Annotated in this window: 30 protein-coding genes; 17 read left to right on the forward strand and 13 right to left on the reverse strand. The window is 58.9% G+C overall.

Annotated elements, in window-relative coordinates; translation table 11 throughout:
* Position 1: 1 nt before the first annotated feature.
* From H4N61_RS15640 to H4N61_RS15650, 3 genes are all read right to left on the reverse strand, one after another.
* The gene (locus tag H4N61_RS15640) at positions 2 to 559 is read right to left on the reverse strand and encodes an HNH endonuclease (RefSeq protein WP_169195516.1); all 558 of its coding nucleotides are present in this window, start codon (positions 557 to 559) and stop codon (positions 2 to 4) included.
* A gap of 87 nt (positions 560 to 646) precedes the next feature.
* The gene (locus H4N61_RS15645) at positions 647 to 1,318 is read right to left on the reverse strand and encodes a phospholipase (protein ID WP_182394431.1); all 672 of its coding nucleotides are present in this window, start codon (positions 1,316 to 1,318) and stop codon (positions 647 to 649) included.
* Positions 1,315 to 1,992, reverse strand: a complete 678-nt coding sequence (locus tag H4N61_RS15650; protein ID WP_169195518.1) for a DNA-3-methyladenine glycosylase 2 family protein — start codon at positions 1,990 to 1,992, stop codon at positions 1,315 to 1,317. Before H4N61_RS15650 ends, H4N61_RS15645 begins: the two co-directional genes overlap by 4 nt.
* Here H4N61_RS15650 and gluQRS point away from each other — a divergent pair.
* Positions 1,991 to 2,845 (forward strand): tRNA glutamyl-Q(34) synthetase GluQRS, encoded by an 855-nt coding sequence (gene gluQRS / locus H4N61_RS15655; protein ID WP_182394432.1) that lies wholly within the window; start codon positions 1,991 to 1,993, stop codon positions 2,843 to 2,845. The two genes, H4N61_RS15650 and gluQRS, sit on opposite strands and share 2 nt — an antisense overlap.
* On the opposite strand, the gene H4N61_RS15660 is transcribed toward gluQRS, so the two are convergent.
* Entirely contained in the window at positions 2,799 to 3,221 is a 423-nt protein-coding gene (locus H4N61_RS15660) for a DUF4260 domain-containing protein (RefSeq protein ID WP_169195520.1), read from the reverse strand. The genes gluQRS and H4N61_RS15660 overlap by 47 nt on opposite strands.
* Positions 3,222 to 3,310: 89 nt before the next feature.
* On the opposite strand from H4N61_RS15660, the gene H4N61_RS15665 reads away from it, so the two are divergent.
* The 5 genes from H4N61_RS15665 to H4N61_RS15685 are packed head-to-tail and all read left to right on the forward strand — an operon-like array spanning position 3,311 to position 5,979.
* Positions 3,311 to 4,225, forward strand: a complete 915-nt coding sequence (locus H4N61_RS15665; RefSeq protein ID WP_182394433.1) for a LysR family transcriptional regulator — start codon at positions 3,311 to 3,313, stop codon at positions 4,223 to 4,225.
* A 6-nt stretch (positions 4,226 to 4,231) separates the two neighbouring features.
* Positions 4,232 to 4,429, forward strand: coding sequence for a twin transmembrane helix small protein (locus H4N61_RS15670; protein WP_169195522.1), 198 nt, complete (start codon positions 4,232 to 4,234; stop codon positions 4,427 to 4,429).
* 3 nt (positions 4,430 to 4,432) lie between these two features.
* Entirely contained in the window at positions 4,433 to 5,026 is a 594-nt protein-coding gene (locus tag H4N61_RS15675) for a cob(I)yrinic acid a,c-diamide adenosyltransferase (RefSeq protein ID WP_182394434.1), read from the forward strand.
* A gap of 44 nt (positions 5,027 to 5,070) precedes the next feature.
* Positions 5,071 to 5,742, forward strand: coding sequence for a rhomboid family intramembrane serine protease (locus H4N61_RS15680; protein WP_169195524.1), 672 nt, complete (start codon positions 5,071 to 5,073; stop codon positions 5,740 to 5,742).
* Between the two features lie 54 nt (positions 5,743 to 5,796).
* Positions 5,797 to 5,979 carry a putative motility protein gene (locus tag H4N61_RS15685; protein ID WP_169195525.1) on the forward strand — a complete coding sequence of 61 codons (183 nt, stop codon included), beginning with the start codon at positions 5,797 to 5,799 and terminating at the stop codon, positions 5,977 to 5,979.
* Between the two features lies 1 nt (position 5,980).
* On the opposite strand, the gene H4N61_RS15690 is transcribed toward H4N61_RS15685, so the two are convergent.
* Complete coding sequence (locus tag H4N61_RS15690; RefSeq protein WP_248305995.1) at positions 5,981 to 6,643, reverse strand: TlpA disulfide reductase family protein; 663 nt, start codon at positions 6,641 to 6,643, stop codon at positions 5,981 to 5,983.
* Here H4N61_RS15690 and argH point away from each other — a divergent pair.
* The 3 genes from argH (at position 6,642) to lysA (ending at position 10,284) form a co-directional block, all read left to right on the forward strand.
* Positions 6,642 to 8,108 (forward strand): argininosuccinate lyase, encoded by a 1,467-nt coding sequence (argH, locus tag H4N61_RS15695; protein ID WP_182396050.1) that lies wholly within the window; start codon positions 6,642 to 6,644, stop codon positions 8,106 to 8,108. The two genes, H4N61_RS15690 and argH, sit on opposite strands and share 2 nt — an antisense overlap.
* Positions 8,109 to 8,237: 129 nt before the next feature.
* Positions 8,238 to 8,951 (forward strand): gamma-glutamylcyclotransferase, encoded by a 714-nt coding sequence (locus H4N61_RS15700; RefSeq protein WP_182394435.1) that lies wholly within the window; start codon positions 8,238 to 8,240, stop codon positions 8,949 to 8,951.
* Positions 8,952 to 9,024: 73 nt separating this feature from the next.
* The gene (gene lysA / locus H4N61_RS15705; protein WP_169195527.1) at positions 9,025 to 10,284 is read left to right on the forward strand and encodes a diaminopimelate decarboxylase; all 1,260 of its coding nucleotides are present in this window, start codon (positions 9,025 to 9,027) and stop codon (positions 10,282 to 10,284) included.
* A 12-nt stretch (positions 10,285 to 10,296) separates the two neighbouring features.
* Here lysA and H4N61_RS15710 read toward each other — a convergent pair whose 3' ends face one another.
* A complete protein-coding gene (locus H4N61_RS15710; RefSeq protein WP_169195528.1) occupies positions 10,297 to 10,707 on the reverse strand; it encodes a response regulator in 411 nt (136 codons plus the stop codon).
* Positions 10,708 to 10,715: 8 nt separating this feature from the next.
* Entirely contained in the window at positions 10,716 to 11,528 is an 813-nt protein-coding gene (locus H4N61_RS15715) for a DUF3426 domain-containing protein (RefSeq protein ID WP_182396075.1), read from the reverse strand.
* 327 nt (positions 11,529 to 11,855) lie between these two features.
* Between H4N61_RS15715 and ftsE the strand changes: the two genes are divergently transcribed.
* The 4 genes from ftsE to H4N61_RS15740 all read left to right on the forward strand — a co-directional run bounded on the left by ftsE (position 11,856) and on the right by H4N61_RS15740 (position 14,765).
* Positions 11,856 to 12,518 carry a cell division ATP-binding protein FtsE gene (gene ftsE / locus H4N61_RS15725; RefSeq protein ID WP_169195529.1) on the forward strand — a complete coding sequence of 221 codons (663 nt, stop codon included), beginning with the start codon at positions 11,856 to 11,858 and terminating at the stop codon, positions 12,516 to 12,518.
* Positions 12,511 to 13,440 carry an ABC transporter permease gene (locus tag H4N61_RS15730; RefSeq protein WP_169195530.1) on the forward strand — a complete coding sequence of 310 codons (930 nt, stop codon included), beginning with the start codon at positions 12,511 to 12,513 and terminating at the stop codon, positions 13,438 to 13,440. Before ftsE ends, H4N61_RS15730 begins: the two co-directional genes overlap by 8 nt.
* A gap of 72 nt (positions 13,441 to 13,512) precedes the next feature.
* Positions 13,513 to 14,331, forward strand: coding sequence for a lysophospholipid acyltransferase family protein (locus H4N61_RS15735; protein ID WP_182394436.1), 819 nt, complete (start codon positions 13,513 to 13,515; stop codon positions 14,329 to 14,331).
* A 107-nt stretch (positions 14,332 to 14,438) separates the two neighbouring features.
* On the forward strand, positions 14,439 to 14,765 hold the full coding sequence (locus H4N61_RS15740; RefSeq protein WP_169195532.1) for a hypothetical protein: 327 nt from the start codon (positions 14,439 to 14,441) through the stop codon (positions 14,763 to 14,765).
* Between the two features lies 1 nt (position 14,766).
* On the opposite strand, the gene H4N61_RS15745 is transcribed toward H4N61_RS15740, so the two are convergent.
* Positions 14,767 to 15,303 (reverse strand): gamma-glutamylcyclotransferase, encoded by a 537-nt coding sequence (locus tag H4N61_RS15745; RefSeq protein ID WP_169195533.1) that lies wholly within the window; start codon positions 15,301 to 15,303, stop codon positions 14,767 to 14,769.
* Between the two features lie 118 nt (positions 15,304 to 15,421).
* Here H4N61_RS15745 and H4N61_RS15750 point away from each other — a divergent pair, with 118 nt between their 5' ends.
* The gene (locus tag H4N61_RS15750) at positions 15,422 to 16,393 is read left to right on the forward strand and encodes a DUF2125 domain-containing protein (RefSeq protein ID WP_169195534.1); all 972 of its coding nucleotides are present in this window, start codon (positions 15,422 to 15,424) and stop codon (positions 16,391 to 16,393) included.
* Here the strand turns inward: H4N61_RS15750 and H4N61_RS15755 are convergent.
* The 3 genes from H4N61_RS15755 to H4N61_RS15765 form a co-directional block, all read right to left on the reverse strand.
* Positions 16,390 to 17,331 (reverse strand): prephenate/arogenate dehydrogenase family protein, encoded by a 942-nt coding sequence (locus tag H4N61_RS15755; RefSeq protein WP_182394437.1) that lies wholly within the window; start codon positions 17,329 to 17,331, stop codon positions 16,390 to 16,392. The two genes, H4N61_RS15750 and H4N61_RS15755, sit on opposite strands and share 4 nt — an antisense overlap.
* Positions 17,331 to 18,422: a histidinol-phosphate transaminase gene (gene hisC / locus H4N61_RS15760; RefSeq protein WP_182394438.1), complete on the reverse strand. Its 1,092-nt coding sequence runs from the start codon at positions 18,420 to 18,422 to the stop codon at positions 17,331 to 17,333. Before hisC ends, H4N61_RS15755 begins: the two co-directional genes overlap by 1 nt.
* 87 nt (positions 18,423 to 18,509) lie before the next feature.
* On the reverse strand, positions 18,510 to 19,241 hold the full coding sequence (locus H4N61_RS15765) for a methyltransferase domain-containing protein (protein ID WP_169195537.1): 732 nt from the start codon (positions 19,239 to 19,241) through the stop codon (positions 18,510 to 18,512).
* 97 nt (positions 19,242 to 19,338) lie between these two features.
* Here H4N61_RS15765 and gloB point away from each other — a divergent pair, with 97 nt between their 5' ends.
* Both gloB and H4N61_RS15775 read left to right on the forward strand, forming a co-directional pair.
* Positions 19,339 to 20,106, forward strand: coding sequence for a hydroxyacylglutathione hydrolase (gene gloB, locus H4N61_RS15770; protein ID WP_169195538.1), 768 nt, complete (start codon positions 19,339 to 19,341; stop codon positions 20,104 to 20,106).
* Between the two features lie 208 nt (positions 20,107 to 20,314).
* The gene (locus H4N61_RS15775; protein WP_169195539.1) at positions 20,315 to 20,575 is read left to right on the forward strand and encodes a hypothetical protein; all 261 of its coding nucleotides are present in this window, start codon (positions 20,315 to 20,317) and stop codon (positions 20,573 to 20,575) included.
* Between the two features lie 69 nt (positions 20,576 to 20,644).
* On the opposite strand, the gene H4N61_RS15780 is transcribed toward H4N61_RS15775, so the two are convergent.
* Positions 20,645 to 21,094 (reverse strand): hypothetical protein, encoded by a 450-nt coding sequence (locus tag H4N61_RS15780; protein ID WP_349236465.1) that lies wholly within the window; start codon positions 21,092 to 21,094, stop codon positions 20,645 to 20,647.
* Positions 21,095 to 21,263: 169 nt separating this feature from the next.
* Between H4N61_RS15780 and H4N61_RS15785 the strand changes: the two genes are divergently transcribed.
* Complete coding sequence (locus tag H4N61_RS15785; RefSeq protein WP_182394439.1) at positions 21,264 to 21,743, forward strand: VOC family protein; 480 nt, start codon at positions 21,264 to 21,266, stop codon at positions 21,741 to 21,743.
* 48 nt (positions 21,744 to 21,791) lie between these two features.
* On the opposite strand, the gene H4N61_RS15790 is transcribed toward H4N61_RS15785, so the two are convergent.
* Positions 21,792 to 22,853 (reverse strand): Gfo/Idh/MocA family oxidoreductase, encoded by a 1,062-nt coding sequence (locus H4N61_RS15790; protein ID WP_169195541.1) that lies wholly within the window; start codon positions 22,851 to 22,853, stop codon positions 21,792 to 21,794.
* Between the last annotated feature and the right edge of the window lie 12 nt (positions 22,854 to 22,865).

A 22,865-nucleotide genomic window follows, 5' to 3' on the forward strand; every position in this document is an offset into this window, starting at 1 on the left:
CCTAGGGCTCAAGCTCGATGTCCCAATAGAGATAATCGAGCCAGCTCTTATGCAGATGATTGGGCGGGAAAGACCGCCCATTATTGTGCAGGTCATGCACACTTGGCGCAAAAGGCGTCTGCCGAGGAAACATCTTGATCTCACTCGGCAGGCGGTTGGCTTTGCGCAGATTGCACGGCGCGCACGCCGCCACCACATTCTCCCAAGTCGTCAGCCCGCCCTTAGAGCGCGGAATAACGTGGTCGAAGGTCAGATCGTGCGGATTGCCGCAATACTGGCATTGGAAGCGGTCGCGCAGGAACACATTAAAGCGCGTGAAAGCCGGGAAACGCACCGGCTGCACATAGTCTTTCAGCGCCACAACACTGGGCAGACGCATATCGAAACTGGGAGAATGGATCACCGTGTCGTAGTGCGACACGATGTTGACCCGATCCAGATACACCGCCTTAATCGCATCCTGCCACGACCATAAAGACAGTGGGTAGTAACTGAGCGGCCGGTAGTCGGCGTTCAGTACCAGTGCGGGACAAGTCTCAGGCGACACATGGATAGTCACTTGAGTCTCCCGAAACGGGAATCGTGTAAGTCCATAGCGCAGTAATACTACGCCGTTTGTGTCGCCTGTGTGAAGCAGATGCCGGATTTATTTTTGGCTGACTGCCGAAATAAAATTCGTCATGAAATCAAGACCATCGGGTGCAATTCCATGACCGACGCCACGGCTCACGTGATAGTACACGTCAAATTTTTCATCGCGCAGAATGCGGTCAGCGTCGGCGCTGTGATTGGGGTCGACAACCTCATCCATATCGCCATGCACGAGGCATACCGGCGGCTTGGCCAGCGCGTCCGAGCCAAACTGTTCTGGCGGCAGGAAAGCGCCGGAAACTCCGATTACCCCCATCAGCTGCTGGGACTTAGGCAGGGCCAATCCCGTGTGCAGCGCCATCATCGCGCCTTGGCTAAAGCCCCCCAAAATTGTGCGCTCGGGCAAAATCCCAGTCTGGCTCCACAGATCGTTGAGAAACTCTTCCAAAACCGGACGGGCCGTCACCACGCCCGTCTGGCGATTAGCAAGGCGGTCCGCGCTCGGGTCCCAATCAATAGGGAACCACTGAAAACCAGCGCTGAATTGACCAACCGGTTGCGGCGCGTTCGGCGAGATAAACAGCGCACCGGGCAGCAGATGCTGCCAATGGCTCGCCAGACCAATCAGATCATTGCCGTCGCTGCCATAACCATGGAGCAAAATCACTGCACTATCGGGTGCTTGGCCATTTGCCGGAGCCACCATCGGGCCAGAGAGTTTGGTCACAGCAGGCTTCCTTCTCGATTCTTCATGGCGGCAAAATAACGCCAAAATAAAATAGCCGCGGCGGATCGGTGCGGCGACCAGTCCTGGGCAATGCCAATCATTTCTTTGATCGTCGGGCGAGCGTCAAGACCAAGCCCGGAATGGGCGGCCTTGAGCAAGGCCAAATCCCCGGCTGGAAAAATATCCGGATGCCCGGCGCAGAACAGCAGATACACCTCGGCCGTCCAGGGGCCGATCCCCTTCAACTGCACCAGTCTGGCCACCGCCTCTTCAGCAGGCAAAACCTCCACCGCCGCCAAATCGATCTCACCCGCGCTAATCGCTTCGGCGACGCCGCGCATGGTCGCATATTTGCTGCGCGAGAACCCGGCCCCGCGAATGTCGTCCTCAGACACGCCAAGATAGCCATCGGGCTCAAGTGCGCCCGGAAGCGCCGAATACCGCGCCCATATTGCTGCTGCGCTTTGCACTGAAACCTGTTGCCCACAGACAACCTTCCCGAGCCCGGCAAAGCCCTTGGGATTGACCCGCGGCTCAACAACGCCCGCCACCGCCCGCATTGGTGCCAGCTGGGGCCAAAACCCCACGAGCTGGTCCACATGCCAGGCCAGTCCCTCGGGGTGATCAATGCGCGGTGTTGCAAGGGCCAAATCTTTGGTAAGTCTCTGCGCCATGTCTCAGCCGATCCTTCGCTTCGCTCCCAGCCCCAATGGCTATCTCCATCTGGGCCACGCCCTCTCCGCCTTCCTCACTTGGGAGGCGGCCGAAAAGCTGGGCGGCACTGCTCATCTGCGCATCGAAGACATCGACCTCAACCGCTGTAAACCCGAATTTACCCAAGCGATCTTTGAAGACCTAGCTTGGCTGGGCTTGTGCTGGCCTCAACCGGTGCTGATCCAGTCCGAACGGCTCGAGCTTTATGCCGATGCGGCCAATGTTTTGCGCGACCAAGCGCTGATCTACCCGTGCTTTTGCACCCGCGCTGAAATCGCCGAACACGCCACCGAAACCGATCCAGACGGTGCGCCAATCTATCCCGGCACCTGCCGCCACCTCTCCAATGCCGAGCGCATCGAGCGCTTGGAGCGGGGCGACGCCGTTCAGTTCCGCCTCGATACCGAAGCGACACGCGACCGCGTTGGCATGCTGACCTATACCGTCGTCGGCCCCACTGTGCTCGACCGGCCGCAAGTGCGCTACGCCCGGCCCGAACGTTGGGGCGATGTGGTGCTGCAACGCAAAGACACGCCCACGAGCTACCACCTCTCTGTTGTTGTCGACGACGCCGCAGAGGGTGTTACCCATGTCACCCGTGGCCGCGATCTCGAGGCGGCAACCGATATTCACGTTCTCTTGCAAGCCATATTGGGCCTTAAGAGCCCGATCTATCACTTCCACCGCCTGCTCAAGGACGAGACGGGAGCAAAGCTCTCCAAATCGCGCAATTCCAAAAGCCTGCGCGATTTGCGGGCTGAGGGGCTCACCCCAAACGATGTGCGTCGGTTGATTGGTCTGCCTGAACGCTGAGCTTGTCCCGTCCAATCCGGCCAAGGTGCGTCACCCCAAAAGCCAGTCGCGACTTGAGGCCATAGCCCAACATGCGGTCAAATCCCGTGTGAGCGAGCAGCAGCAGCCCAATTGCGCAAAGAAACGGGGCGGACAGCATCGCGCCAAGAGCGAAGACACCCGCGCCCAATCCATAATTGTGGACGCTATTATAGATCCACGCCCCCATGCGCGGGCCCAAGACATAGCCCAAAAAGCTCAGATCGGGCGCAAAGAACACCACAATTGCCGCCCAAACTGGCAAGCCATAATCCCCGCTCAGCATAACACCGAGCGCCACGGCAAACAGCACCGCCCCCTCGACCCGCTGCCATCGCTGTGTAAACCGCTCGTCCATCGCCGCCGTCCTCAATCTTGTTCGATTGAGGAATGGCCGATACAGTTCTGAATAGAAATCCGCCAAAACTGGACGATTAATATTCAAAAATGAATAGAGAGCCCGATTGGAATTTTTGGCGCAGTTTTGCCGCCATGGTCGAGCACGGCTCGCTCTCTGGCGCCGCTCGGGCGCTGTCGATCAGCCAGCCCACCATTGGTCGCCATATTGAGGCGCTTGAGTTAGCGCTCGCGCTCAAACTCTTTGATCGCACCCTGTCGGGCCTCAAACCCAACGCCACCGCCCTCCGGCTATACGAGCCCATTCGCACCGCGCAAGCGGCAATCGCTGAGGCCAACATCCGCGCCACAGGGGCGCAGGACACGCTCTTAGGCACCGTCCGCATTACCGCCAGCCTCATCATTTCTCACCACGTCCTGCCGGCCATTTTAGCGCCGATCCGCCTCGCCTATCCCAATATTGCCCTGGAGATCATTCCCTCGGACACCAGTGAAAACCTGCTGCTCAATGACGCCGACATCGCCCTGCGCATGTTTCGTCCGACCCAGCTGGAGTTGATCAGCCGTCACTTGGGCTCCACGGATATTGTCGCCCTCGCTCATGAGACTTATTTGGCGCGCCGCGGCACGCCCCGAACGCTGGACGAGCTTTTTCAGCATGATCTCATCGGATTTTCTGGCTCCACCGCCTTGATCGACTACGCCAAAACGCTCGGCTACACTCTCACCGACGACAATTTTGCTATTCGTTCGGCCGATCAGGCCTATCTCTGGGAAGCGATCAAAGCCGGACTCGGCATAGGGTTTGGGCAGAAAGTTCTTGCCCAAACGACATCAGGACTTGTTGTCCTCCCCATCGACATCAAAGCCCCGCCTTTGCCTTTCTGGCTCACCACCCACGAGCACTTGTTCACCTCACCCCGAATCCGTGCCATTTATGACGCACTCGCCAATGGGATAACCGCCTATATAAGAGGCGAACCCAAGACCCCATCGATCGGTTAGGTCCAAATGGAAACCCTTCTCAATATCGCCATCGGCCTCGTCATGCTGTTCGTGGTCATCGTTCTGGGCATGGGCCTGTGGAACATGCTCAAGGGCGGCTCCGGCAACACCAGCCAGAAGCTCATGCGCTTGCGCGTCATCGGTCAGGGCGTCGCCCTGCTGCTGCTGCTCATTGCCTTGGCCCTCTTCGGCGGCAGCCGCTGATCCATGGTCAAGCTCAACGCCATCTACACCAAGACCGGTGACAACGGCACCACGGGTCTGGTGCGCGGTCCCCGTCGCCCCAAGCACGATCTGCGCATCGACGCCTTCGGCACGGTCGACGAAACCAATGCCTTCATCGGTCAGGCGCGTCTTCACACCGCAGATTTTCCGGCCATTGATGCCGTGCTCGGCCGCATTCAGAACGATCTCTTCGATCTCGGCTGCGATCTTGCGACACCCGGCGCCGATAGCCCGGAAGATCCCTATCCAAGCCTGCGCATTCGCCCGGTACAGACCGCCTATCTCGAAGAGCAGATCGATCTCTACAATGCCGATCTCGCCCCGCTGACGAGCTTTATCCTGCCCGGCGGCTCGCCTCTGGCGGCCCTGCTCCACGTGATCCGCACCGTCGCGCGTCGTGCCGAACGGCTGGTTGCCGAACTTCTTGAAGTCGAACCGGAAACCAGCGCCGAAACCCTGCGTTATCTTAATCGCCTCTCGGACCTTATATTCGTCCTCTCGCGCACCACCAATGGCAATGGCGCAAAGGATGTCTTGTGGGTTCCGGGCAATTATGGTGACATCTCAAAAGGCTGACAGGCACAGCCGATCTTTTTTGGAGACCGGCTCTGTTCGTTCCTTTGCATGATAGAAACGCCATCCGTCACGTTCGTTTCCCCTATGTGACCTATGGGCTGATGGCGTTCACCATCCTCGTCTTCTGCTTTCAGGCGATTTTGCCGCCAGCCGATTTCGATCAAGCCACCATCAATTTCGGCATGATCCCGATTGTGGTGCGCGATCTCTATCCCCAGCCTGTGCCGTGGCTGCCCGATTGGGCGACGCTCTTCACCTACGCGTTTTTACACGCCGATTGGCTGCATCTGTTGAGCAACATGCTCTTCCTCTGGGTGTTCGGCGACAATGTCGAAGACGCCTTTGGGCACGTGCGCTATTTTCTGTTTTATGGGGCCTGCGCCATCCTCGCCGCCCTCTTCCACCTCGCCTTCAACCTCGATGGCAATGGGCCATTGATCGGCGCCTCTGGTGCTGTGGCCGGGGTGATGGGCGCCTATATCCTCTTGTATCCGCACGCCCGCGTCTTTGTGCTCGCCAAAATCGTCATCCCCATTCCCGTGCCAGTTCCGGCCTTCTGGATGCTCGGGTTCTGGATCGCCATGCAGTTGTTTTACGCCATTCTCGGCTCGCCCGACGCAGTGGCATGGTGGGCGCATTTGGGCGGCTTCGTCGCGGGCATGGCATTAACGCCAATTTTCAAACGACGTGACGTGCCTTTGTTCGGTGGACGGTAAGCTTGTTTTAAGCACTAGGGCCTAGCTTTGGCCCACCATACAAGAGGTCTCAGGATGAGCGCCGAACTGGCATCGACAGCCCTAGGCATGCGTCAGCAGCACATGCAGCAACAAATCAGCGTCGCGCTGGTGAAAAAAGCTCATGACATGCAGACGGAAACGCTCGAGATGCTGATGCAGGTGGCGCTCAATGCGCCACCGCCCGGTCAAGGCATCTCGGTCGACAAGATCGCCTAAATCAGCTGCGCAGGCTCAAAAGCGCCTTCACAACATTCTTGCCATCTTCGGTCTGCCACTCGGCAGGGCCCTGCAACACGGCCAGCTCGCACCCTTCTGGGTCGAGCAAGAGCGTCGCTGGCAGGCCAATCGCCACCGCCTGACGCTTCAACCGCTCGAACGCTGCAAACGTGTTGTCGGCATAAAGCGGCAAGTTCTGGAACTGCCCTTCATCCAAAAACTGCTGCGCCTTACCCAAACCGTCCGAACCAATATCGAGATTGATCGGCAAAACCATAAAGCTGTCGGAATTGAACTCGGTCGCAATCGCGTCGAGCGCCGGCATTTCCTCGCGACACGGCACACACCAACTCGCCCAGAAATTGACCAGCAGCGACTTTCCATTGAACGAGGCAATGCTCATATCCGTGCCGTCAATGTCCTTAAAGGCCATATCGGCATAGCCGCGACCTTCGCCGGTGCCGTTCAAAGCGGCCAATTCACCCACCGCCGCGCCATCAATAATCTGTGCTGCAGCGGCCTGAACTGGACATTCATTCGCTTCCCCGGCATTGCCGAGCATCAGCCATGCCGCTATAGACCCACCAACCACCACAAGTCCCGCCGCAGCTGGCATGATCCAGCGCATCGCGGTTGAGGATCGATCTGAGCGGATATTGGCCATGGTGTCTCCGGACAAGTCTTCGAGCAATAAGATGTGGGGCGGTCGGTTTGCCGAGGCGCCCGATGCGATTATGGAAGAGATCAACGCCTCGATCGGCTTTGATCAGCGCCTCTTCCGTCAAGATATTGCCGGTTCTAAGGCACACGCGACAATGTTGGAAGCCACGGGCATTTTGACGCGCGAAGATCGCGACGCCATTTTGACCGGACTCGACGAAGTTTTGGGCGAAATCGAGAGCGGCGAGTTCAAATTCTCCCGTGCGCTCGAAGACATCCACATGAACGTAGAGTCACGTTTGCGTGAGAAGATCGGCGATGCTGCAGGCCGTTTGCACACTGCCCGCTCGCGCAATGATCAGGTCGCGACCGACTTCAAGCTCTATGTGCGCGATTACATCGACCACCTGGTCGCCCAGATTAAAAAGCTCCAGTTCGCTTTGGTGCTGCGCGCCGAAGACGAAGCCGAAACCATTCTACCGGGCTTCACCCATCTGCAAAATGCCCAGCCGGTGACCTTTGGCCACCATCTGCTCGCTTATGTCGAAATGCTCGGCCGCGACGCAGGTCGCCTGGAAGACGCGCGCAAGCGTCTCAATGAAAACCCATTGGGTTCGGCAGCCCTCGCTGGCACGCCTTATCCGATCAACCGCGAAATGACCGCTTCGGCGCTCGGCTTTGATCGCCCAACCGCCAATTCGCTCGACGCTGTGTCTGACCGCGATTTCATCCTCGAAACCCTTGCAGCAGCGGCCATCTGCGCCATGCACCTGTCGCGTTTCGCTGAGGAAATGGTCATCTGGTCTTCGGCCCAGTTCAGCTTCGTAAAGCTCTCGGACAAGTTCACCACCGGCTCGTCCATCATGCCGCAGAAGCGCAATCCCGATGCTGCCGAATTGGTTCGCGCCAAGATCGGTCGCATTATGGGCTCGCTCAATTCCCTGCTCGTCGTCATGAAGGGGCTGCCTTTGGCCTATTCCAAGGACATGCAGGAAGACAAGGAAGTGGCGTTTGACGCGCTCGACGCGCTCTCGCTCTCCCTTGCTGCCATGACCGGCATGGTTGGCGACATGCAGCCAAACCGCGACAAGATGCATGCCTCGGCTTCGGCTGGCTTCTCGACCGCCACCGACGTTGCCGATTGGCTGGTGAAAGAGCTGAACATTCCGTTCCGCGATGCCCACCACATCACCGGCGCTATTGTTTCGGCGGCAGAGAAAAAGGGCTGCGGTCTCGAAGGTCTGACCATCGAAGACTTTAAGGCGGTCGACGAGCGTATCGACAGCCGCATCCATAAGGTCATCACTGTGGAAGCCTCTGTTGCCGCCCGCAAATCTTACGGCGGCACCGCCCCGAGCAATGTCGTGGCACAGGCCGCGCGTTGGAAATCCTTGCTCACCGGGGAGACCCACGAACCGCGTGCGCTAAAAGCCAAAAAGTCTGGCCACGGCGACGGCGGCATCGAATAAGCCAAAACAAAAAAGCCCTCCTCTGGAGGGCTTTATTTTTTGGTGACAGACTGTTCACGCCAGCGGTCTTGCAAATCGAGGCCAGAACCATAGCTTGAGCATATCCAAAAGCTTATACGGTCGCGTAACATGCTCTTTCGTACCCGACAGATGCGCCTGACCCCGCGTCACGTGGCCCATCTCCAGCCCACGACCATTGATGTCGCCCTGCCCAAGCCTCCGGTAGGTATGCGCGAAGCCACGCAGGCCGATTATGATGCCGCCATCGCCCATCTGTTCTCCGAAGCGGACCACCACGAGGAAACCTGGGTCTTTGCCTATGGGTCTCTCATCTGGCGACCGGCTTGCGACTATGTCGAGGTGCGAACCGGTCGACTGCATGGTTGGCACCGTCGCTTCTGCTTGGGCTGGAACACTGGCTTTCGCGGCAGCCCGGAAAATCCCGGCCTGATGCTGGCGCTCGATCGCGGCGGCGCCTGCAATGGCGCGCTCTATCGCCTGCCCCCCGACACGCGAGACGAGAACGTCCAAAAGCTGCTGGAGCGGGAGATGAGCTGGCTCCCGAGCTCTTTTCCACCGCGCTGGGTCAAGGTCAAATCCGGCGACCGCACTGTGCGCGCCCTAACGTTTTGCATTGATCGCCATTCGGGGCGCTATGTTGCGGGCCTGAGCGAAGAGCAAATCGCCGACATGCTGGCCACCGCCACAGGCACCCGCAGCTCAATGGCAGACTACCTCTATTCCACCGTCAGCCATCTCGAAGACATGGGCATTCACGATCCCCATATGTGGCGGCTGCAACACATGGTCGCTGAGCGGATTGAGGCGGTTTACGAGCGCTAGAGCACACGGCCGCTTCCGTTTTCTGCGAGCTTGCCGTAGAGGTTTTCCAAACTACCGCCTTTGGGGAACTATCGTGGTCCACCACTTCCATCACCGCAACGACACCCTCTTTGCCGAGGACGTCAATCTCAACGAACTCGCGGCGGAGGTCGGCACTCCCTTCTACGTTTATTCCAGCGCCACTCTGCGCCGCCACGTCGCTGTGGTTCAGAAGGCGTTTGAAGGCATTCCCACGACCCTGGCCTATGCCATGAAGGCCAATTCCAATCAGGCCGTTCTCAAGCTCATGGCCGCCGAAGGCTGTGGCGCCGACGTTGTCTCGCTTGGCGAACTGGAACGCGCGCTCGCCGCTGGCATCCCGGCCAACAAGATCGTCTTTTCTGGCGTCGCCAAAACTATTGCGGATATGCGTCGCGGCCTAGAAGCGGGCATCAAGTGCTTCAACGTAGAGAGCGAGCCCGAGCTTGAGCGCCTGTCCATGGTCGCCTCTGATCTTGGCCTCACCGCTCGCGTTTCCGTGCGCGTCAACCCAGACGTTGATGCCCGCACCCACGCCAAAATCTCGACCGGTAAGTCCGAAAACAAATTCGGCATTCCCTACAAGCGCGCTCGTGAAGTGTATAACCGCATCGCTGCGCTATCCAATGTTCAGGCTGTTGGCGTCGACATGCACATTGGCAGCCAGATCACCGACCTAGAACCCTTCGGCAATGCCTTTGGCCTCATGGCTGAGCTGGTCAAAGCTTTGCGCGAAGACGGTCACACCATTGAGCATGTCGACGTCGGTGGCGGCCTCGGCATCCCCTATTCGGCCGATGGCGAACTGCCGCCTCATCCAGATGCTTACGCCGCTGTCGTACGAGACAAGGTCGGCCAGCTCGGCTGCTCCCTCGTTATTGAGCCGGGCCGTCTGCTCGTCGGCAATGCCGGTATTCTGGTCACCAAGGTGGAATATGTGAAGCGCGGCGAAAAGGACTTCGTCATTGTCGATGCGGCGATGAACGACCTCATCCGCCCCACGCTTTATGAAGCCCACCACGACATCGTCCCGGTCAACCACTCCAACCTCGCCCCAATCACGGGCGACATCGTTGGCCCCGTGTGCGAAACCGGCGATTACCTCGCGACCAACCGCACCATTCCGGGCGTCGTCGAAGGCGACCTTTTGGCCGTGATGAGTGCGGGAGCTTATGGCGCTGTTATGGCCTCAACCTATAACTCGCGCCCGCTTGTGCCCGAGGTCCTGGTTGATGGCAGCCGCTGGCACGTCATCCGTCCACGCAAGAGCATTGATGAGCTGCTCGCGCTCGATAGCGTGCCAGACTGGCTGTAATCAGTTTGGGAGTTAGATCGCTTGGGCCCTTTGGCCCAGCGACATGACCTCAACGGGAACACCCGCCAAGGCATCATCAACCTTCGCCAAAAGGTCGACGAGCGTAAACGGCTTTGGAATCACATCGTAGATCAGCGCCTCAAGCCCACGGCTGCGCTCGCGCTGATCTGCAAATCCTGTCATCAACAAAATCGTCAGCTCAGGATAGCTCGCCCCTGCGCGCTGCGCCAATGCAATGCCGTCCAACACCGGCATCTTGATATCTGACAGCAGCAGGTCGAACGCGCCATTTTCGGCGTCCAGCGTTTCCGCCGCCAGCTCACCATCTTCCTCAGCCACAACCTCGTGGCCTCTCATTTTCAGAGCAGCTTCGACGAAGGCGCGGACCGATGGATCGTCCTCTGCAACAAGAATGCGTGCCATGCTGTTCTTTACCTCGTTGCCGAAATGCCGGCATGAGCAATAGGTTGAACCACTTGCGGCACGGCCGCCTGTGATGTCTGGTCTGTCCCCGGACGGACAGCGCTCCCTGTGGAGGCAAAGCTCAAGCGCACGCGTTGCGCATCAGCGGGTGGCAGCGTTAGTCGCGTATCAAACGTCGCTGTTTCCCCAGCCATAAGGTCGGGCACGCGCGGATTGACACTCCACTCATAGATAGCGCGTCCACTGCTATCCAAGAGACTGACCACCACCGGAGGCACCGGGACAGGTTTTCGGCCAATTCCTACAATTTGCGCCGAGACTGAGAGAACGTCCTTACCCTGCGAAAGGCTCCGCAGCGTCTGCAACTTGGTAAATTCCAAACCAACAGTGTTCACGCCCAGCCCGATGCTGGAATAAAGGCCAGCCAGTTCCGGGTACCGTTCAACCAATTGCACGCGCGCAAAATAGCCCGTGCACAGCACGGCACAGAGCAGCAGAACACTCGTCATGCGCGCACCACGGCGCACGCGGGCAAGCGGCAGGCGAGAACTTAAAGCACTTTGGCGGCGAGAAAATTCCGCCTGTCGTTGTTTTAATTCGGCGGCATTTGGCGGGGGCATAGTCAGGTCTACAGTCGTCTCACCGACAGATTCGTCGGGCATAACAGGAGCAACGGGCTCGGCAATCGCCTCAACCAATGCGGTGGTCTTTCGCCTGCTGCGCATTTTGGCCGCCTCGGCCATGGCCTCATCGAGCAGGTCTTCAGCCAGATCAGTGAGCTTGATTCCCTCAGGAATTGCAGGGGCTTCATTGACTGGCACTTGATCCCAAGCGTGCCGACAATGGGCACACTTTACCTTACGGCCAGCCGACCCTATGGCGTCAAACGCCACCTGGTATTTGGTCTGGCAATGCGGACAAGAAATAATCATCGCGCCGAGTGGCTTTCACATGGAGTCGCATTGACCCTAATGCCCACTTGTTAAAACTCCTCAAACCTCGCTAAAGCGACGTCATCACCACAATTGTGCCGTTTCCCCCGTCGAAACACTTGCCTAACACCGCGTCGGCTACACGACGCTGCTATGATGGCCGAAAGGCTGATTCGCCTTTTTGGCACCACCGGACCAGCTGGGGAGCATCCGTTCTTGATCGAGTTTTCCGATGTGGGTCTGCGCTACGGCCATGGCCCGGAGATCCTGAAAGACCTGTCGTTCTCCATCGAGCCAGGCTCGTTTCACTTTCTCACGGGCCCTTCGGGCTCTGGCAAGACCAGCCTCTTGCGCCTCTTGCTGCTGTCGCTGAAGCCGTCGCGCGGCAAAGTCACCATGTTTGGCGAAGACGTGGGCAATCTCGATCAGGATAGTCTTTTGCAAATGCGCCGCCATATCGGCATCGTGTTTCAAGAGTTCCGCCTGCTCGATCATTTGACCACGTTCGAAAACGTGGCCCTGCCGCTGCGCGTTCTCGGCCAGCCCGAAAGCGAATACCGCCCCAATGTGACCGAGCTGCTCGAATGGGTTGGTCTGGGCGAGCGCATGCACGCGCACCCCACGCTTCTTTCAGGCGGCGAAAAGCAACGCGCCGCCATTGCCCGCGCCGTGATCGCCCGCCCCAAAATTCTTCTGGCAGACGAGCCGACCGGTAACGTCGATCCCGAACTCTCGAGCCGCCTCGTACACCTGTTCGCCGAGCTCAATCGCACCCTGGGCATGACCATTATTCTGGCCACCCACGAATTGCCCCTGCTCGATCGCTTCTCCTATCCGCGCATGGTTCTCAACAAGGGGGAGCTGGCCATCCATGGTTAAGCAACTTCTGCGCTTCGTTCCGCGCCGCACCGGTGCCGCTCCAATCGTGCCGGAAAAATCCGTCGCTGGGCGCACCCTCCTTCTGCTCATCACCATCATGGCCTTCCTTTCGGCCGTGACCCTGGGTGGCGTCGTGCTGGTGCAAAAATCGGCCATTGCCTGGTCCGCCGATGTTGGCCGCGAACTGACCATCCAGATCCGCCCGGTGGAGGGCGAGGTGATGGACAGCAATCTGCGCACCGCCGTGTCGCTGGCCCAATCCACCCCCGGCGTTGCCAATGCCCGCGCGCTGACCCTTGCCGAGAGCGAGGCCCTCCTCACCCCTTGGCTGGGCGCAGGGCTCGACCTGTCGACCATCGCCATCCCGCGTCTCGTGGTGGTTCAGCTCTCTGATCCAAACTTGGCCGACGTCGAACAGCTTTCGCGCAATCTGCAAGCCATCAATGGCGCAAGCCTCGATACCCACGCCGCTTGGCGTCAACAGCTCAACACCATGGCCGGAACGGTTGTGTTCTCAGGCCTTCTGGTGCTTGGCCTCATTGGCGTTGCGACGGTTCTAGCCATTGTCTTTGCCACCCGCGGCGCCATGGCGACAAACCGCGAAATCGTCGACGTGCTGCATTTTATCGGCGCATCGAATCGCTTCATCGCTGGCGAGTTCCAGGGACGCTTCCTCTCCATTGGCCTGCAAGGCGGCCTCTTGGGCGCGCTTCTCGCGATCGTCTTCTTCCTCCTCGTGGGCACAGCCGCCAGCTCGGTTCTGCCTTCCGAAGCGACAGCGCAGATGGATGCTCTGTTTGGCCAATTCATCCTCGGCCTTGATGGCATTGGCTGGGTCATTGCCGTGGTACCGGTCATTGCCGTCCTCACAGCCATCACCTCGCGCATCACCGTTCGTCGCTATCTGAGCGAAGCGTCCTAATCCAAATGCCTCGCCAAGTGCTGCCCGTCACGCTATGACGAGGCAGCACCAGCCGTTGACAAGGCAACCCACATGTCGATCAGAACCGCGATCCAGGCCCTCCGAACCGCCCTGTTTTATGTGGTGTTTTTGGGTCAAACCGTAGTTCTGGCGCTGATCTTGGGCACCATTGCAGTCATCGCCGGGCGCACGCGCGCCGGCACTGCCATTGCCCGTTTCTGGTGCGCGTCCAACCTCGTTTATCTGCGCACCATCGTCGGCGTTAAAACCGAGGTTGAGGGCGCTGAAAACATCCCCCCCGGCGGCTGCATCATCGCCTCCAAGCACCAATCCGATTGGGATATTTTCGGGCTATTCCCCCACATCACGCGGCCGGCCTTCATCGCCAAAAAAGAGCTGATGCGGATCCCCTTCTTCGGCTGGGCCGCACGCTCCATCGACTGCATCGAGGTCGACCGTCAGCGCGGCGCCGAATCCATTCCCCTCATGCTGCAAGATTCGCGCGCAGCCATCGAGCGCGGCTGCCAGATCGTCATCTACCCCGAAGGCACGCGCAAAGCGCCCCTCGCCCCGCCGGACTACCGGCAAGGCATCGTGCGCATGTACACCCAGCTCAATGTCCCCGTCGTGCCCGTCGCCCTCAATTCCGGCCTCTATTGGGGCCGCAATAGCCTCCTCATCTGGCCCGGTACGGCCAAAGCCCGTTTTCTCGCGCCGATTGAGCCCGGCCTCAGTCCCGATGTGTTCATGGAGCGCCTGCGCTCTGCCATTGAGGCAGAAACCAATCGTTTGATCCTCGAAGCGGAAGCTGAAGGGCTCAACCGTCCCCTCGATGGTCAGCTCAAACAACGATTAGCAGCACTCCACAACGCAAAAAACACTACATCTTGATTTCAATCCGGAAGCGGACCATATAGGTAGACACATCGCAGAACATGCTTTGACTTTGCGTCAAATTTGTTCTACTTTTGTTCCGTGAGTTTGTATGGGTTCGCGAAATGGCGTGTGTTGATAGGAACGAGCAAGACAAAGCGACCGTCACACATTGGCTTGGCCGGTCCGGCCGAGACTATGGCCTCGTTCCCGAAAATCTCTCAAGCTTCAGCCTCAATACCGCCGCGCTCTATGTTCTAGCCGAAGGCTCGGTCATTGCTTGGGCTGGAACGGCCGATGATTTGATCGTCGATACCTCAAGCCGCGCCAAATTCCGTCAGGCACTCGAAAACGCTACCGACGCCTTTTCCATGGATTGCCCAGACAATGCGCAAGCCGTGGTGTGGGATCTTGTCGGCACGCCGGGGCCTGCCCACCAACACGCCGCCTAGCTTACGCCGCAGCGCTATTGGCCTCTTGCAGCTGGCGAACAATGTCCGCCAAACGCTTATCGCGTATCCCCAGCTGGCTCAGCATATTGGCGGTGTTGATCACATAGTCCACATTGCGGCCCGAAATTCCGACACCCGCGCGGATGATCGCCAATTGCTCCGCAACCGGCAAGCTGCCCGCAAACTGCTCATGCGCCTCATCCACCACATAGGCTAAAGCGCTCACCCGCCGCCCATCAGCCAGCGTCACTGGCCGCCATACGTCCCGATAAACCGAGGTGACGAGCTCCCGCGCATCAAGATAGGCCCGCACCTCATCCCATACCGCCTCACTGACCTCAAAGGCCATGCCCCGGCAGGACCCACCCCGCGCCAGCCCAAACACAAGTCCGGGCACATCCGGCGTTCCGCGATGATGATGCGAGATGATAGAGAGCGAGCGATGCGCTCCGCGAAGCATGCCCAGCTGCGACGACACGAAAGAAAAACCAGGGTTCCAAATCAGCGAACCATAGCCAAAGACCCATCGTGTTTGCATTCAGTCGAACTACCATGCTTGAACTGACCATCATGGTAATCCAGACCCGCCAGCGACACAAATGCAGTGCAAGCATCACAGTGATGCAAGCGCCGTCAGCGCCAGATAAGAAGAAGATATGAAGAAGCGAATCATCATTCTCGGCAGCGTTGTCCTGCTCGTCCTGCTGGCTTGGACCGGCGTCTGGTTCTACATTTCGGGCCAACTGCGCGAGCAGATCGGCCTGCTCGCCTATAATGATGGCGAGACCGCGCCGCAGCTGGTGTGCGAATCGCTCGACATCACGGGTTTCCCGTCCAGCTTTGCCATTGATTGCCGCAATGCCAGTGTCGTCACCGGCGACGTGTTGACCAAAATTCCGGCCGTCCGCGCCACAGCCTTTGTCTATAGCCCAACCAATGCCCGCGTCTCAGCGCTTGGCCCGGCCACAATTTCCGATGCCTTTACTGGCTCTGAGCAGAGCCTTGCTTGGTCAGGCCTTGAGGCCAGCATTCGCCTCAAGGATTGGCGAATTGGCCGCATTTCGCTGATAGCCGACGATCTCGTTTGGGCCGATCAGCTCTTTGGCGATCGCACCATAGCCACCAGCTCCAAAGCCGAGCTGCATCTTCTCGATATTCCCGAAGCGCACAACACCGAAACCAAGCGCGCCTCGGTCGCCACCTATCTGCGCTTTGCCGATATTGAAGCCCCCGGCTTTAACGTCACCCAGACCAATGCCGAATTGGAAGCCGAACTCTCGGCCCTGCCCGATGATCTGCGCAATCTCGGCGCCGTCCCCTTCCTGCCCGATTGGCAGCAGGCTGGCGGCACGCTTAAGCTCGTTGGCCTTCGCGCCAGCGATCCACAGGGCGACCTCAACGCCACGGGCGAGCTGACGCTGGACACTGCAGGCTATCCAACAGGCTCGATCACCATTGATTCTGAAGGTGTGGCGCAGCGCTTGGGCGTGATGCTGGAAGAACCTGTTCGCACTTTGGTTCTGGGTGTGCCGGGCGAAAACGGCCGACACACCAATGTTCTAACCTTTGCCAATGGCGGCATGTCGGCAGGGCTTGTGCCTGTCGCCGCCATCCCGCCGCTGTTTTAAGCCTTATCGTCGGTTTTGGGCGCGGCCTCATGGGCGCGCCCAAAATCGGCAGCGGCCGTTTCCTGGCCCGCATTGATGATCGACCGGCGAATGGCCCGCGTGCGGGTAAAGAGCGCTTCCAGTGAGGCCCCATCGCCGGTGCGAACGGCACGCTGAAGCGCCGACAAATCTTCTGAAAAACGCCCGAGCATTTCCAAAACCGCGTCACGGTTGGTCAGGAAAATATCGCGCCACATCACCGGATCAGACGCCGCGATACGGGTAAAATCGCGAAAACCCGACGCAGAGAACTTGATCACCTCGGACTTGGTGGAGGCCTCAAGGTCGGCCACCGTGCCCACAATATTGTAAGCGATCAAATGCGGAATATGGCTGGTAATCGCCAGCACCATGTCGTGGTGAGCCGCGTCCATGCATTCCACATTGGAACCCATGCCCTGCCAAAAACCGATGAGCTTGTCGACTTCTGCCTGTGGCACTTCCTCGCCCGGCGTCAACACGCACCAACGGCCAACAAAGAGCTCCGCAAAGCCAGCCGATGGCCCCGAGTGTTCAGTACCCGCAAGCGGATGTCCCGGAATAAAATGCACTGTGTCGGGCAGGTATGGTCCCACCGCATTGAGAACGTGCTCTTTGACCGAACCAACGTCCGAAATAATCGCGCCCGGCTCTAGGTGTGGCGCAATAGTTTCGGCCAGCTTGGCATAGGTGCCAACCGGCGCGCACAAAATAACGAGGTCTGCGCCCTTCACGGCCTCGGCGCTGTCGAGCGTATAGATATCGCCAAGGTTCAGCGCCTTGGCCTCATCCAGCGTCTCTTGCTTGCGGGTTGCAATCGCAATGGTACCGACCAGGCCATTACGGCGGGCCGCCAGCGCGATGGAAGAGCCGATCAAGCCAATGCCGATCAACGCGAGCTTTTTAAACTGCGCCGCCATTACGCCCCCTTAAACTCTTTAAGCACCTGCGCTACCGCGCGCATCGCCTCTTCCGAGCCGATAGAAATGCGGATGCCGTTCCAAATATCGTAGGATTTGCCCACTTCACGCACGACATAGCCTGCAGCCAGCAGCGTCTCAAACGCCGCCGCGGCCTCTTCCTTGGTATCGAACAGCACCAGAATGAAATTGGCCTGGCTTGGCAACACGCGCATGGAATTGCCGCTCAGTTCAGCGGTCAACCAGTCGCGCCACTTGGCATTGTGCGCATTGAGCTGGGCGGTAAACTCAACGTCGCGCATCGCTGCGGCCCCGGCCATTTGCGCGGGCAGATTGACGTTAAACGGACCACGAATGCGGTGCATGGCGTCGATGACATGGTCAGGACCAACCATCCAGCCAATACGCGCCGCAGCCAGCCCCATTTTCGAGAAGGTGCGCACCATCACGACATTGTCGAATTCACGCACCAGCTCGATCCCAACCGAATAGTCGGCGGCCGTCGCATACTCAGCGTAAGCACTGTCGATAACGAGCAAAATGTCGGGACGCAGACCCGCATGCAGGCGGCGCACTTCAGCGTCGGTGAGATAGGTGCCGGTCGGGTTGTTCGGATTGGCGAGCCAAATCACCTTTGTGCGCTCAGTCACTGCGGCAAGGATTAGATCGACGTCAGCCGTATAATCGGTTTCCTCGACCATTACGATCTGCGCGCCGGTCGCCTTGGTGATGATCGGATAGACCGAAAAACCATAGCGGTTCATCACCGCTTCATCGCCCTCGCCAAGGTAGATCTGCGCCAACAGGTGCAAAATATCGTCCGAGCCATTGCCGCAGACAATTGCCTCTGGGTCGATGCCATGCACTTCACCAATCGCCTCGCGCAAAATCTTGGACGAGCCTTCAGGATAAATCGCCAGCTTGTCGGCCATAGCGGCAAAGGCTTCGATAGCCTTTGGGCTGGCGCCGAGCGGGGATTCATTGGCAGAAAGCTTGATCGCATGGCTCCCCGGCGCACCGGACTTGCCGGGCAAATAGGGGGCAATGTCGAGAATGCCGGCTTGCGGCGTCGGGCGCTTATTTTCGGACATATTGGTCATCTGATTAGGCAGGAAAGCCGCGCGGACCATATGCAAACACAGAGCCAAAGGCAAAGCCTCTGTGGCACAATCCTGCAATCATCCCGAGCGTGCGGTTGCCGTCTTTAAGTTAGGCACGCGCACATAGCGCGTTTCTTTGATGCGGCGCGGCACAGCTGGAAAAGCCTCCTTACGCGCCCGCACGCAAATCACCCCACTCATGGCCGAACCGACGACGCGCCCCGCCCCTTCCCAAAAACGCGTTGAGCGCATCATCAGCTTAGAATTAATCGGGGGAACGAACAGCGCATCCCGCCAGGCCACTGGCACAAAGCTATGGTCACGCAGCAGCTTTTCAATCTGCCCACCCGAATACGGATTTCCCTGACCAAAGGGTGTGTTGTCCCTTTGCGCCCACATGCCCCGTCGCCTTGGCACGACCAAAATGAGATGCCCGTTCGGCGCTGTGATCCGCCACAGCTCGCGCATCAATTCTTCAGCGTCCGCCACATGCTCAAGGGCGTGAATGCCAATGGTCAAATCAATGGCAGCATCGTTCAGCGGCATTTCGAGCGGATCGCACAACACCGTGCGAGATGGGCCTTCGCGCGGCCAGGATGAAGCACCCTGCCGCGCCGGCATAAAGGCCAGAACCCGCTCGGCAGGCTCGAGAGCAAAGCGCATATAGGGTGTGGCAAAGCCAAGCCCCAACACGCGTTTCCCCTTCACGTCGCCAGCCAAAGCCACAACATGCTCGCGCACGAGTGCGCGCGAAAGCCGCCCCAAAGGCGATTTATAATAAGCGATAAGGCGAGCGACATCCGAACTCATGCGTTAAACTTAGGAAACACGCGCGCTCTTGTCCAATCCCAGTTGTCATCGTGACCACGACTTCCTAGCGTGCGGCCAGTCAAATTAGGAGTTCGCAATGGCTTTGATCGTGGATGTCTTCCCCGCCCGTGACGATAATTACGGCTATCTCGTGCATGACGAGGCCACAGGTCGCACTGCAGCCATCGACGCGCCTGAAACCGCCGCCATCGAAAAGGCGCTCAAGGCACGCGGCTGGACCCTCACCGATATTCTCATCACCCACCACCACATCGACCACGTCGAAGCTATCGCCGATCTCAAGGCTAGTTATGGCGCGCGCGTCGTCGGCCCAAAGGCCGAAGCTGACAAGATCGAGGGCCTCGATGAACTCGTCGGCGAAGGCGACATTGTTTCGGTCGGCGATGCCAAGCTCGAGGTTTTCGCCACCCCCGGCCATACGCTCGGTCACATCGTCTTCTACAATGCCGAAGGCGGTCACCTCTTCTCTGCCGACGCCCTCTTCTCGCTCGGCGTAGGCCGCATGTTTGAAGGCACCCCTGGCCCAATGTGGGACGGCGTTAAGCGCCTGCGCGATCTGCCCGACGCAACGCTCGTTTATTGCGGCCATGAATACACCGCCTCGAACGCGCGCTTCGCGCTCTCGATCGACCCCAACAATGCGGCGCTTCAGGCCCGCGCTGCCGAAGTCACCGCTCTGCGCGACGCTGGCAAGCCAACCATTCCGTTCAACCTCGGCGAAGATAAGAAGGCCAACCCGTTCTTACGCGCCGATGCTCCAGAACTGGCGCAGTTCTATGGCCTTTCGGGCGCAGATGCAGGCGAAGTCTTTGGCGCCATCCGCAAGGGCAAAGACACTTTCTAATCAAACTAGATTTAGGCCGGTGCAATCCACCGGCCTATTTTTCTGTCCATACGGCGCACAAACACAGTTTTAAGCGGTTTTTAGCGAACTCCCGTCTAGCTAATTCTTAACAAATCGTTACCATCTGGCACAGCACTTGCCCCTAACTGGGTAAGGCACGCGTAAGAATGTTCCAAAATGGAACAGCGGGCCCAAAATGGAGCGATTTATGCCCGGACTGCCCGAATTCGATACAGATACGCCGGTGGTTTACTCTTTCCAGAGTGAGCTGAGCGCCCGTTCGTCTTCACCGCACTGCGCGCCAACCCCCGAATTTGTCTCGCAGCTGATCGCAGCGCGTGATCGTTTGCCGCCTCAGCGCCATCGCCGCACCAATACGGCAGAAGGCGCCGTCGGTGCCTATGGTCGCGGCATGAGCATGGCCGACCGCCGCATGCCGCTCGGCTATCGCAAGACTGTCGTCGCTTAAACATCCCCGCCCCACAGACAAAAATGGCGCCCTGAGGCGCCAGTTTCGTCCAATCTGTGTCGCCGTGGATTAGTGCATTTCCACGTCGCGGCTGGCGCTGGTGATCGAAACGGTAAATCCGGCGACCACGTCGATCAGGCTCATAACCATGAGCAGGAAGAACACCGAGCTCGCCGCCGCTCCGACCAGCAAAAACTCCACCAAAAACAAAATGAACAGCGCCATTGAGAGCATGTGCTCAACGATGGAAGCCTGCGCCGTGCGCGTGGATTTCAGCACCTCAAAGAACAGCAGCAAAATCCCGATTACCGCTAGAAAGTCGCCGGCGGTTATCGCCCAAGGCATGCCCGAAGGCATGGGCAGCGAAAACAGCCCAAAATTCCAATTGGCCGGGTTCCCGCCAAAGAAAATGAACACAACAATATTGTAGAGCACAAAGGGGACGACCAGCAGTGGCGGAATAAACCGTCCCTTATGCGCCCGCACCGAACGGCTTGGCATCATCACTGTTTCGCTCATCTCGCTCTCCGCGCCTTGATAGTCTTCCCTAGCAAACGCCGCGCGGCTGGAAAAGGCTTCCCACGCCGCTCAGCGATGAGGATTGATCAGACCCCTCCCAGAAACCGAGTGACCAAGCCAAAAATCTTCTGCTAGCCTACAAACGCCATTCCGGCAGGAGGAGACGACAATGACGACTCCAAAAAATACTGTCTGCATCTGGTACGATACCGAGGCAGAGCAAGCGGCCCAATTTTATGCGGCCACCTTCCCCGACACCCATATCCACGCCGTCCGCAGTGCCCCCGCCGACAATCCATCGACCAAAGCCGGTGCCGTTCTCACCGTCGAGTTTACGGTCATGGGTATTCCCTGCATCGGCATCAATGGCGGGTCCACCTTCAAGCACTCGGAAGCCTTTTCCATGCAAGTGTCCACCAAGGACCAGGAAGAGACTGACCGCTATTGGAATGCAATCACCAGCAATGGCGGCGAGGAGAGCATGTGCGGCTGGTGCAAGGATCGTTGGGGCGTCTCTTGGCAGATCACGCCCGACACCCTCACCCAAGCCATGCAAGCGGGCGGGGACGAAGCCCGCCGCGCCTTTGAAGCCATGATGACCATGAAGAAAATCGACGTCGCCGCCATCGACGCCGCCCGTCGCGGTTAGCACGCACAAAAAAGCGGAAGGGACACCATGCCCCTCCCGCCAAAAGCCTTAGAGCTTGATCGGCTGGCCGGTCCGCACGCTCTCGTCTGCAGCAATGCAGATGTTGAGCGAAGCCACCGCGTCATTCATATGGCGCGTCAGATCATAGTCTTCCGTGATCGCGCGATAGAGATAATCCTGCTCGCGATCACACAGCCCCTGATGGTCCGGCTCCCCATGCATATCGAGCCACTCGTCGGCCTTGAGCGGCTTGTTGTCCGCATCGAGCCCTGCGTGATGCACCAAAATGCGCGAGGTCTGGGTGTGCGCATTGATATCGGCCGAGGCCGCGCCCTGATCCATGACGATGGACACCGAGCCATTGGCCGAGATCACGTCTTTCACAAAGAACGCGGTTTCCGACATCATCGGGCCCCAGCCCGCCTCATACCAGCCCACGCTCCCATCATCGAACAGCACCTGGAAGTGGCCGTAATTATACATGCCTTCCGGCAGACCCTTGGCCAGCGGCACGCCCATGCCACGCACCTCCACCGGGGTGGCATCGGTGATCTGGCACATGACGTCGACATAGTGCACGCCACAATCAACGATGGGCGACGTGGTCTGCATGATGGAACGGTGAATGTCCCAAGCCGCCCCACTCGACTGCTGGTTGAGGTTCATGCGGAACACATAAGGCCCACCGAGCTTGCGGGCCTGCTCGATCAGCGTCGTCCACGACGGGTGGTGACGCAGAATATAGCCCACCACCAGCTTGCGCTTGTACTGCTCGGCCGCCGCCACCACGCGACGCGCATCCGCGACCGTTGCCGCCAGCGGCTTTTCCACGAACACATGCGCGCCCGCTGCCATCGCCGCTACGGCATAGTCAGCATGGGTATTGGTATGCGTTGCAATCGAAACGACGTCCGGCTTGAACTCAGCCAGTGCCGCTGCGTAGTCGGTACGCAGCGGATAAGAGGCCAGCTCCTCCGGCAGATTGCTCGGCGCCGAGCGGTTCACCAGTCCCACAATCTCAAAGCCCTCGTGGCTATGATAGGCCAATGCATGGCTACGACCCATTTGGCCTAGTCCAACCACCAGTACTTTAAGCGGTGTTGCGGTCATGAAGGGTCTCCC

The organism is Devosia sp. MC521, assembly GCF_014127105.1.
Lineage (GTDB): Bacteria > Pseudomonadota > Alphaproteobacteria > Rhizobiales > Devosiaceae > Devosia.